A 10,846-nucleotide genomic window follows, 5' to 3' on the forward strand; every position below is an offset into this window, starting at 1 on the left:
GCGGTGCGCAGGGTGAACACCCCGTCGAGGGCGGCCTGCGCGGGGTCCGGCCAGGGCCTGGCCCGGGTGCCCGTCGCGATCAGCAGCCGGTCGTATGGGGCGCGATCGACGTGCCGTCGCTGGCGCTCGGGATCCTGCACACCACCGCCGCGCGCGCCGGCCACCAGGTCGACGTCCGGTACGCCAACCTGGACTTCGTGGACTGGGCCGCCGAGACCGCGGGTTTCGGCGCGGACGACTACCAGTACTTCTCCGAGAAGTCCTACTTCCAGGGCGCGGGCGACTGGGCGTTCGCCGGCGCGCTGTACGGCGACGACGGCGGCGACGACAGCACCGGCTACTTCGAGTACCTGGCCGCCAACGGCGCGAGCGAGCAGGAGATCGCCCTGACCAGGGCCACCCGCGCGATCGCCCCGGCGTTCATCGCCCGCCTGGTCGAGGAACTCGCCGCCGACCCGCCGGACCTGGTCGGCTTCACCACCACCTTCCAGCAGAACACCGCGAGCCTCGCCGCCGCGAGGCTGCTCAAGCAGCGCTGCCCGCAGGTGCGCACGGTGTTCGGCGGCGCGAACTGCGACGGTCCGCAGGGCGCCGCGCTGCACCGCAACTTCCCGTTCCTGGACTACGTGGTGCGCGGCGAGGGCGAGGCCGCCTTCCCGGCGCTCCTGGCGGGCGGCGACCTCTCCGCCGTCCCCGGGCTGTGCTGGCGCGACGGCTCTGGGACGTCGACGGCCAACGCGATGACGAGGCGCCCGCTGCCGCCGTCCGCGATCCTGGCGCCCCGCTACGACGGCTTCTTCGAGCGGCTCGACGCCTCCGTCGCGGCCGGCTGGGTCGATCCCAAGCTGGTCGTCGAGGGCTCCCGGGGCTGCTGGTGGGGCGAGAAGCACCACTGCACCTTCTGCGGGCTCAACGGCTCCTCGATGGAGTTCCGCTCCAAGCCGCCGGCGGACTTCCTCGCCGAGGTGCTCGGGCTCGCCGAACGCCACCAGCTGCTGGACGTCTACGTGGTCGACAACATCCTGGACATGGGCTACTTCGACACCGTCCTGAAGTCGCTGGCCGAACTCCCGGTCGACCTGCGGCTGCACTTCGAGATCAAGGCCAACCTGCGCCGCCACCAGTTCCAGCTGCTCGGCGACTCGGGCGCGGCCCAGGTGCAGCCCGGCATCGAGAACCTGAGCACCCGGGTCCTGCGGATCATGGACAAGGGGGTGACGGGCTGCCAGAACGTCCGCGCGCTGCGGGACGCGCAGAGCGCCGGGGTCTCGGTGACCTGGAACTACCTCTACGGCTTCCCCGGCGAACAGCCGGAGGACTACGAGTCGGTGATCAGCCAACTGCCCGTCCTGCACCACCTGGACCCGCCGACCGGGGCGGGGCGGATCGCGATCGAGCGGTTCAGCCCGTACTTCGACCGCCCCGAACTGGGCTTCGCGATCACCCGGCCGGCCTTCCAGTACCGCGCGACGTACCGCCTGCCGGAGAGCGAACTCAACGAACTGGCCTACGTGTTCACCGCGCCGCCGCGCGGGATCGGCGGCGGGCTCGCGGAGCGGCTGGGCGCGGCGGTGGACACCTGGCTCGCGCGGTTCCCCGACAGCCGGCTCAGCTACCGGGACGCGGGCGGACGGGTCGTGCTCGTCAACACCCGGCCCGGGTACGACTGGCGGGTGGTCGAGCTGACCGATCCGGTGGAGCTCGCCGTCTTCCGGCTGCTGGTCCAGCCCCGCTCGGCCGCCGCGCTGGCCGCCAAGGTCCCCGGCGGGGCGGCGGCGGTCGAGCCGGTGCTGGAGCGTTTCACCGCGCTGGGCCTGCTGTTCCACGACGGGGCCGGCTACCTCCAGGTCGCCGTCGAGTCCGACAACCAGGTACTGATGCGGATGCGGCACCGGCACGGCCCCGCCACCGCCCTCCCCCGCACCGAGGAGGTGCCCGATGCCGTCGCGATCGGCTGAACGGAACGATGCCGCACGGGACGACGCCGGAAGGACCGGTGCTGGAAGGACCGACGCCGCCTGGCGCGCGGCCGGCCCGGAGGTCGAGCTCTGGCTCGACTACGACCCCGCCGCCCGAGAACTGCCGGGCTTCGCGCTCGGCCGCCGCACCCTGCCCGGCCCGGCGCAGGAGGAGGTCACCGGGCTGCACCGCGCCGGGGTGCGCTGCCTGCGGCTGACCGAGCCGGTGCGGCTCTGCGCGGACGCGCCCGCGGCCTCCGCACGGGCACTGATGCTGCTGCGCGAGGCGACCGGGCAGGGGCTGGCCGTGCTCTGGCAGGCGGTCTGCACGGACGGCTGCGCCGCGCGGCGCCGGTTCCACCACCTGTACCCGCCGGAGCGGTTGACCGGCGGGCCGGAGGAGGTCGTCGCCGACTGGCGCGCCACGTACTACCCGAGCAAGTGTGTCTTCCGGCGCGGCCCCGGCTTCGTCGAGGTGCGCGACCGCCGGTTCGGGACGCTGGAGCTGTTCACCATCGACGAGCCGGGCCACCTGGCGCAGGTGGACGCGCTGGCCGAGGGCGTCGAGGTCGGCCGGCTGCCGGAGGCCGTCCACCGGGACTTCGCCGAGGCCGGTCTGATCGCCGAACAGGCCGGCCGCGCCTGGTTCCTGCCGATGCGGGTGCGCCGCTGGCCCTTCCCGTCGCTGACGGTGTAGCCGCGTGACCGCGTAACCGCGAGAGTTCCGAGCCCGAGGAGAGATCCATGACCACCGCGGTCGACGACGCCGCCGGACGGATGTCCGCCTTCATCCGCGACCCCTACCCCACCCTCGCCCGGATCCGCGAGGCCGGCGCGGTCTCCGTCGTGGAGTTCGGCGAGGGCCTGCCGGTCTACCTGGTGACGCGCTACCAGGACGTCCGGGCGGCGCTGATGGACCCGCGCTTCGGGCAGGACGTCCGCCGCAGCCAGGCCATCGCGAGCGGGCGGGGCTCCGGCCTGACGCTCGGCTCCGAGGTCGTCCACATGCTCAACAGCGACCCGCCGGACCACACCCGGCTGCGCCGCCTGATCCAGGGCGTCTTCACCCGCCGGCGGGTCGACCTGATGCGGCCGATGGTCGAGCGCATCTCCGACGGCCTGCTGGACGGGCTGCGCGGACGGGAGACCGCCGACCTGGTGGCGGACTTCGCCTTCCCGCTGCCGATCATGGTCATCTGCGAGCTGCTGGGCTTCCCCCCGGAGGACATGCACGCCTTCCGCACCTGGTCGACGGCGATCCTCACCCAGGGCGGCGAGATGACCTTCGACCAGGCCACCGCCGAGATGAACGACTACCTCCGGGAGTTGATGACGGCCCGACGGGCCGCCCCGAGCGAGGACGTCCTGACCGACCTGGTGCGGGCCCGCGACGCCGGCGAACTCACCGAGCAGGAGGTGTTCTCGATGGTCTTCCTGCTGCTGATCGGCGGTCACGAGACCACCGTCAACCTGCTCGGCACCGCCGCCCTGGCCCTGCTCCACCACCCCGACCAGCTCGCCCGGCTGCGCGCCGACCCGGCGGCGATGCCCGTCGCCATCGACGAGTTCCTGCGCTACGAGTCCCCGGTGAGCATGGCCACCCTGCGGTTCACCAACGCCGACGTGATGGTCGACGACGTGGAGATCCCGGCGGACGAACTGGTGCTGCTCTCACTCGGCGCGGCCAACCGGGACCCGGCCCGCTTCACCGATCCCGACCGGCTGATCCTGGACCGGGGCGATCCGGGCCACCTGGCCTTCGGACAGGGCCTGCACCGGTGCCTCGGCTCCTTCCTCGGCAGGCTGGAGAGCGAGGTCGCGCTGACCGGCCTGCTGGAGCGCTTCGCGCGGATCGAGCTGGCCGCCGCCGAGGAGACCCTGCCCTGGCGCAACACGATCATGCTGCGCGGCCTGGAGTCGCTGCCGGTCTCCCTCGATGGCTAGCGGCGCGAAGGCGGACGGCGCGAGGACAGCGGGCGCTTCGGGCCTGCTGCGGTTCCGCCCCCGGTTCGGCGTCGCCCCGCTGCGCTCGCGCGGCTTCCGACTGCTGGTGATCGGCCAGGCCACCTCGGAGTTCGGCAACGCGTTCCAGGTGGTCGCCCTGCCGCTGCTGGTCTACTCCCTCGGCGGCGGCGCCCGCCAGTTGAGCCTGGTGGTCGCCGCCTACGGCGCGGGACGGCTGGCCGCCACCCCGCTCGGCGGGATCCTCGCCGACCGGTTCGGCGCCCGGCGGGTGATGCTGACCGCCGACCTCGGCCGACTGCTCGCCACCGCCGGGCTCTGCGCGGTCGCCGCCGGCGGGGCGGCCGCGTTCTGGCTGATCGGCGGACTCGCCCTGCTGGTCGGCCTCGGAGCGGGGGTCTTCCTGCCGGCCGCCTGGGCGATCACCCCGGCCCTGCTGCCCGCCGAGGACCTGCACGCGGGCAACGCCCTGAACAGCACGGTCACCTTCGGCGCCGGCCTGCTCGGCCCGGCGGTGGCCGGCCCGCTGGTCGCCTGGCTGAACCCGGCCACCGCCCTGGGCGTGGACGCGGCGACCTTCGCCGTGTCCACGGCGACGCTGCTGCTGATCGGTCGCGGCGGCCTCGTCGCACCGGCCCGCCCGATCTCCGAACGCGCCTCCGTACCAAGGAACTTCCGCACCCTGCTGCGGGAATCGCCGCTGCTGCGCGCGGTGCTGACGGTGACGGCCATCGCGAACCTGACGGTGGGCGGCGCCACCCGGGTCGCCCTGCCGGCCCTGGCCACCCACGGCTTCTCCGCCGGTGCCACCGGGCTGGGCCTGCTGCTCGCCGCGTTCACCGGCGGCGCGCTGGTCGGCGGCCTGTTCGCGGCCGGCCTCACCGAGGTGCGCTCCCGCGGCCGCACGGCGATGCTCTCCGGCCTGGTGATGGGCGCGGCGATCGGCCTGGTGCCCTTCACCGGCCTCGTCGGCGCCGTCCTGCTGCTCTGCGTGGCGGGCGGCGCCAGCACGGTGACCAACGTCCTGGTCGTCACCGGCGTGCAGAAGAGCACCCCGCCCGCGCTGCTGGCCCGGGTCATGGCGGCCGTCACCTTCTGCGCGCTGGGCGTCTTCCCGGTCTCGGTGATCGCGGCCGGCGCGGCCGTGGACGCCTTCGGCAGCCGGTGGGTGTTCGCGACGACCGGGCTGTGCCTGATCGGCGCCTTCGGATACGCGCTGACCAGGCGCGAGATGCGCGAGCTGTGACGCCCCCGCGCCGTGGTGTGCCGTTCCGCCCAGCTCGGGAGCGTTACCCACGCCCCACGCTGCTCCCGGACGACACGCGGTGCCCGCAGCGGCAACCATTCGTACCCGGCCAGTCCTAGCGTGTGACCCACCGCAGCCCTGACGCTGCCCGAGAGAAAGGAAGCGCCCATGCCTTTCGTCACCGTCGGCCAGGAGAACTCCGCCCCCGTCGAGCTCTACTACGAGGACCACGGCTCCGGGCAGCCGGTCGTCCTCATCCACGGATTCCCGCTGGACGGGCACTCCTGGGAACGGCAGAGCGCCGCACTGCTGGACGCCGGCCACCGGGTCGTCACCTACGACCGCCGCGGCTTCGGCCGCTCCTCCCAGCCCACCACCGGCTACGACTACGACACCTTCGCCGCCGACCTCCACACCCTGCTGGAGACCCTCGACCTGCGGGACGCCGTCCTGGTCGGCTTCTCGATGGGCACCGGGGAGGTCGCCCGCTACGTGTCCGCGTACGGCTCCGACCGCATCGCCAAGGTGGCCTTCCTCGGCTCGCTGGAGCCCTACCTCCTCAAGACCGACGACAACCCGGACGGCGCGGCCCCGAAGGACTTCTTCGACGGCATCGTGGCTGCTGTGAAGGCCGACCGGTACGCCTACTACACCGCCTTCTACCAGGACTTCTACAACCTCGACGAGAACCTCGGCACCCGGATCAGCGAGGAGGCCGTCCGCAACAGCTGGAACGTCGCGGCGGCCGGCGGCTGGTACGCCGCCGCCGCGGCACCCTCCACCTGGTACACCGACTTCCGCGCCGACATCCCCCGCATCGACGTGCCGGCCCTGATCCTGCACGGCACCGGCGACCGCATCCTGCCCATCGACAGCACCGCCCGCCCGTTCCACCGGGCCCTGCCCTCCGCCGAGTACGTGGAGGTCGAGGGCGCACCGCACGGCCTGCTGTGGACCCACGCCGAAGAGGTCAACACCGCCCTCCTGACCTTCCTCGCGAAGTAGCCGGATCCGTCCGGCCCCGAGGGCCCCGCACCCGCCCGTCCGGTTGCGGGGCCCTCGGGGCCGGTGCTCTCCTGCTGGTGTCGGGCCGTGCGACGGCCGGAGCCGAATTGCCCCGATGCCCCGACGCCCCCGAGGGAAAGCCGGTGGCCCCCATGGCCGAGCGATCCACCGTCCGCACCGTGACGTACGACCTGCTGCGCACGCTCGGACTCACCACCGTCTTCGGCAACCCGGGCTCCACCGAGGAGCCCTTCCTCCAGGACTTCCCCGCGGACTTCCGCTACGTCCTGGCCCTCCAGGAGGCCTCCGCGATCACGATGGCCGACGCCTTCGCCCAGGTCACCGGCCGCCCCGCACTGGTCAACCTGCACTCCTCGGCCGGCACCGGCAACGCCATGGGCAACCTGGTGTCGGCCTCCCACGCGCACACGCCCCTGATCGTCACCTCCGGCCAGCAGCACCGGGAACTGCTGATCGGCGAGCCGTACCTCGCCAACCGCGAGGCCACCCTGCTGCCGCTGCCCTCGGTGAAGTGGTCCTACGAACCGGCCCGCGCCGAGGACGTTCCCGAGGCCGTCATGCGCGCCTACGCGCACGCGCTCCAGCCGCCCGCCGGGCCGGTCTACCTGTCGATCCCGCTGGACGACTGGAAGCAGCCGCTGTCCGCCTTCACCCGGGTGCGGACGGTCAGCCACCGGGTGGCCCCCGACCCCGCACGGCTGCGGGCCTTCGCCGAACGCCTCTCCGCCAGCCGCCGGCCCGCACTCGTCTTCGGACCCGAGGTCGACCGCGGCGGCGGCTGGGACGCCGCCGTCGCCCTGGCCGAGAAGCTGCGCGCCACCGTCTACGGCCCCCCGCTCGCGGAGCGCACCTCCTTCCCGGAGGACCACCCGCTCTACGCCGGCCCGCTGGGCCTGTCGGTCAAGGCCGTCGGCGAACGCCTGACCGGACACGACCTGGTCGCCGTGATCGGCGCGGAGGTGTTCCGCTACTACCCGTACGTACCGGGCGACTACCTCCCCGCGGGCACCGCCCTGCTCCAGCTCACCGGCGACCCGCACGCCGCCGCCACCGCCCGGGCCGGCGACAGCCTGCTCGGCGACCCCCGACTGGCCCTCGAAGGGCTGCTGGACCTGGTCCAGGAGGGCACGGCCCGCACCGCGCCCGACCCGATGCCCCGGCCCCGGGTCCTGCCGGCCTCCCCGACCCTCCCGCTCCCCCCGCCCGCCGTCTACGCCGCCCTGAGCCGGGTCCGCCCACCGGACGCCGTCATCGTCAACGAGTCGACGTCGACCATGGCCCAGCAGCTCGAATGGCTGCCCACCACCCGCCCCGGATCCTTCTTCTCCACGGCCAGCGGCGGCATCGGCTGGGCCGTCCCCGCCGCCGTGGGCATCGCGCTCGCCGACCGGGAGCGCGGAGTGCGCCGCCCGGTGGTCGGCCTGATCGGCGACGGCTCCTTCCAGTACTGCGTCCAGGCCCTCTACACCGCGGCCCGGCACCGCCTCCCGATCGTCTACGTGGTCATGCGCAACCACGAGTACGCGATCCTCAAGTCCTTCGCCCGACTGGAGGACACCCCCGGCGTCCCCGCACTCGACCTCCCCGGCCTCGACATCGCCTCACTCGCCCGCGGCTTCGGCTGCCACGCCGTCGACGTAGAGACGACCGAGGACCTGGAACGGGAGTTCACCACGGCCCTGACCGCCGACACCACCACCGTCATCGTCGTCCCCACCCAACCCCAGCCCGCCACGCTGTAGGAGGCACGGCCGGGCCCGGGCGGCGGGAACTCAATCAGTCGCTTGACAAACATCGCGAGCCCCTGCTTGAGTCCGGACCATGGCACGGGCAGAGAAGACGGACCAGCGCCGGGAGACCGGCCGGCGCACCCGGGACGGCCTGCTGGCCGCCGCCCTGGACCTCCTGGCGGAACGCGGCCAGGACGGCGTGAAGCTCCGCGACGTCACCGACCGCGCCGGGGCCAACGTCGCCGCGGTCAGCTACCACTTCGGTTCGCTGAGGGCGCTCTGCGACGCCGCGATCGAGCAGGCGCTGGAGCGGTACCTGGACGCCCAGATCCAGGCGCTCGACCCGCTCGGCCCCGACGCGACCCTCCAGGAGCTCGCGGCGGCGTTCGCCCGGCCGATGATCAGGGCACTGGCCGCCGGCGGACCGGAACTGGCCGTGATGCGCACCGTCGCCCGGGTCGGCATCGACCCGCCCCAGGGCTGGGACCGCCTGAGCGGCAAGTTCGAACGGGCCCGCCAGGACGCCGTCCGCGTCCTGGCGGCCCACCTGCCCGGTGTCGACGAGCGGGAACTCGTCTTCCGCACCCGCTGCGCCGCCGGCCTGCTGAACTGGCTCGCCCTGGCCCCCATCGGCGCCGAGCTGGCCAGCGAGCCCGCCGAACGGATCGAGCGGCAGCTGCTGCCCGTCCTGACCGGCGCGTTCCACGGCCAGCCGTACCCCGGCTGACCTGCACGGACCCCCGTCCGACCAGAACCATTCAAGCAAATGCTTGACCACTCGCCATGGCGCTCCCATAATTTCAAGCAAGCATTTGATTGCTTTCATGGAAGGGGAAGTGCGATGACCACCGACGCGGAAGCCGTGGTGCGGGCCGCCTACCACGCGGCCGAGGGCCACGTCCTCGACGTACCGGGCTTCATCGACGAGTTCGCCGAGGACGGGGTGTTCAACAACGTCGTCGCGGGCGAGAGCTACCGCGGCGAACACCTCGGCGACCAGGTCGTCTTCATGGCAGCCCTGGCACCCGACATCCACCGCGAACTCCACCGGGTCCACGTCATCGGCGACGTGGTCGCCGTCGAGCTGACGATCGAGGGCACCGTCACCGGCCCCTTCGAGACGCCCGCCGGCACCGTCCGGGCGCCCGGCGCCCGACTCAGCATCCCCACCGCCGACTTCTGGTACGTCGAGAACGGGAAGGTCAAGGAGTTCAACTGCTACGTCGGGCTCAGCGTCATGCTCGCCCAGCTCGGCGTGCACCCCGACTTCGCCGCCGCCGTCGCCTCCTCGGCGGCCGCACCGTCCTGACCGCCCGGGCCCGGCCCCCGATCCGTCAGGCTTCCGCCCTCACGAACCCCCGCTCCCCAGCATCAGGTCCGTCCCGCCCAGGAAGGTCAGCCCGGCCGCGTCGCTCAACTCGTCGGGGAGACAGGTGAGGGCGAGCTGTAGCGCCTGCAGCGAGTCGACGCCGAAGATCGCCGTCACGCGGTCGGCGACGCCAGGGTGCCCCGTGATCCGGTACGGGCAGTACCAGTCCGGCCCCTCCGGATCGCGGGACGGCACCCCGACTTCCAACAGCACCGGCACCCGCGTGCCGTCCGCAGCGGTGAAGACCAGCTCACGACTGGCGACCGCCCGACCAAGTTCGTACTCAGTGCTCACCGCCGCAGTACACCACACGACGTACCACCGGGTGATCGACGGCAGGTCCCCCGCGCGGCCGGGCGCCGGTCCTCGTCCCGAGGATCCTCGGGTCCGCTCCGGGCGGCGGAGGAGCGGAAGGGCGCCGCTCGGCGCGGACTCCCGCCGGATGGTGCCGGAGCGCGGTCTCGCCGGCTCCGGGGTGGGCGGTGGCGGCCTGCTGCTGGTAGACGGCCATGTGGGCCGAGAGCCCCGTCGCGCGGGCGCTGCCGACGGTCTCGCGCAGCAGGACCAGGCGGCGCGGTCCGGGCGGCACCCGGGCCGCGGCCAGCGCGGACAGGGCGGTGCGGACGGCCTCCCGGAGGGTGGCCCAGGCCGCGTCCTGCTGCTGCGGCCAGGCCGTGTCGGGCACCTGGAGCATTCGCGCCGCGCACCCGAGGTGGCGCCGTGCGTCCCACTCCGCCACCTCCCGGGGGTGGCCGCCGGACGCGGGGCGGGAGGCGAGGGAGATCATGCCGACCGTCCCCTTCGGCGGGCGGCGACCAGGAACGAGTGCAGCGGCCCGGCCAGTTCCCCGGCACGGGTGAAGGAGTGGTAGCGGGCGTCCACCAGCGGGGCCAGGTCCTGCAGGAGGGTCGTCCTGATCGGGCAGGAGGCGTGGACGGCGAAGAAGACGGGCAGCCGGGGCCCGGCGTGGACGTTGTAGGCCACCTCGTAGGCGCCGGACTCGCTCAGCTCGGTGCGCACCACCAGCATCGCGTGGGCGCTGTCGAGCAGGCCCAGCCGCCAGGCGCGGAACGCCGCCGGCGTGAACGCCAGGCCGGTCTCCTCGGTGAAGGCCTCCTTGAACGTTCCCGCGTGCTGGGCGGCGGGGTAGGGCAGCAGGGTCACCGGGCCGCTCGCCACCCCTGGGTCGGTGGCCAGGTCGACCACGCTCTGCACCACGTCCCGGTCGCCCGGGCCGGAACGGGTCAACGGCTGGCGGACGAACAGGCGCAACGGCCCCGCTCGGGGCGTGGTCGTCGGCGTCGCGGTCAGGGAGGAGGAAGCGGTCAGGGAAGGGGAGGAGGTTGGGAGGGGAGGCATCACGATCACCCCATAGTGGTTTACCTTTCCGAAATCTCTCCGTAATCTCAAGGTTACCCAATGAGGTGTCCGGCCGGTGCTCCGCACGCCTCCGCCCCGGCCACCCCCGTCCTCGGCGCCGGCTTCCTGCTCGCCGCGCTCACCACCCGGCCGCTCACCGCCCTGGCGCTCGGCGACGACCTGGCCCGCGGCCTCG

Annotated in this window: 11 protein-coding genes; 8 read left to right on the top strand and 3 right to left on the bottom strand. The window is 73.4% G+C overall.

The window, feature by feature from the left end:
- The first annotated feature begins 110 nt into the window (after positions 1–110).
- The 8 genes from ACWDCZ_RS36375 (at position 111) to ACWDCZ_RS36410 (ending at position 9,231) form a co-directional block, all read left to right on the top strand.
- On the top strand, positions 111–1,958 hold the full coding sequence (locus ACWDCZ_RS36375) for a RiPP maturation radical SAM C-methyltransferase (protein ID WP_449818125.1): 1,848 nt from the start codon (positions 111–113) through the stop codon (positions 1,956–1,958).
- Positions 1,939–2,655 carry a DUF5825 family protein gene (locus ACWDCZ_RS36380; protein ID WP_449818126.1) on the top strand — a complete coding sequence of 239 codons (717 nt, stop codon included), beginning with the start codon at positions 1,939–1,941 and terminating at the stop codon, positions 2,653–2,655. The genes ACWDCZ_RS36375 and ACWDCZ_RS36380 overlap by 20 nt, the downstream gene beginning before the upstream one ends.
- A 47-nt stretch (positions 2,656–2,702) precedes the next feature.
- On the top strand, positions 2,703–3,902 hold the full coding sequence (locus ACWDCZ_RS36385) for a cytochrome P450 family protein (protein ID WP_449818127.1): 1,200 nt from the start codon (positions 2,703–2,705) through the stop codon (positions 3,900–3,902).
- Positions 3,895–5,166, top strand: a complete 1,272-nt coding sequence (locus ACWDCZ_RS36390) for an MFS transporter (protein ID WP_449818128.1) — start codon at positions 3,895–3,897, stop codon at positions 5,164–5,166. Before ACWDCZ_RS36385 ends, ACWDCZ_RS36390 begins: the two co-directional genes overlap by 8 nt.
- Before the next feature lie 168 nt (positions 5,167–5,334).
- Positions 5,335–6,171 (top strand): alpha/beta fold hydrolase, encoded by an 837-nt coding sequence (locus ACWDCZ_RS36395; protein ID WP_449818129.1) that lies wholly within the window; start codon positions 5,335–5,337, stop codon positions 6,169–6,171.
- A gap of 152 nt (positions 6,172–6,323) precedes the next feature.
- Entirely contained in the window at positions 6,324–7,934 is a 1,611-nt protein-coding gene (mdlC, locus tag ACWDCZ_RS36400; protein ID WP_449818130.1) for a benzoylformate decarboxylase, read from the top strand.
- A gap of 79 nt (positions 7,935–8,013) precedes the next feature.
- Positions 8,014–8,649, top strand: coding sequence for a TetR/AcrR family transcriptional regulator (locus ACWDCZ_RS36405; RefSeq protein ID WP_387971522.1), 636 nt, complete (start codon positions 8,014–8,016; stop codon positions 8,647–8,649).
- A gap of 114 nt (positions 8,650–8,763) precedes the next feature.
- Positions 8,764–9,231: a nuclear transport factor 2 family protein gene (locus ACWDCZ_RS36410; RefSeq protein WP_380741000.1), complete on the top strand. Its 468-nt coding sequence runs from the start codon at positions 8,764–8,766 to the stop codon at positions 9,229–9,231.
- 39 nt (positions 9,232–9,270) lie between these two features.
- Here ACWDCZ_RS36410 and ACWDCZ_RS36415 read toward each other — a convergent pair whose 3' ends face one another.
- The 3 genes from ACWDCZ_RS36415 to ACWDCZ_RS36425 are packed head-to-tail and all read right to left on the bottom strand — an operon-like array spanning position 9,271 to position 10,650.
- Entirely contained in the window at positions 9,271–9,585 is a 315-nt protein-coding gene (locus tag ACWDCZ_RS36415) for a DUF6968 family protein (RefSeq protein ID WP_449818131.1), read from the bottom strand.
- Positions 9,575–10,078, bottom strand: coding sequence for a hypothetical protein (locus ACWDCZ_RS36420; protein WP_449818132.1), 504 nt, complete (start codon positions 10,076–10,078; stop codon positions 9,575–9,577). The genes ACWDCZ_RS36415 and ACWDCZ_RS36420 overlap by 11 nt, the downstream gene beginning before the upstream one ends.
- Positions 10,075–10,650, bottom strand: coding sequence for a hypothetical protein (locus ACWDCZ_RS36425; protein WP_147409003.1), 576 nt, complete (start codon positions 10,648–10,650; stop codon positions 10,075–10,077). The genes ACWDCZ_RS36420 and ACWDCZ_RS36425 overlap by 4 nt, the downstream gene beginning before the upstream one ends.
- Between the last annotated feature and the right edge of the window lie 196 nt (positions 10,651–10,846).

The sequence above is a fragment of the Kitasatospora sp. NPDC001225 genome (genome assembly GCF_053597855.1).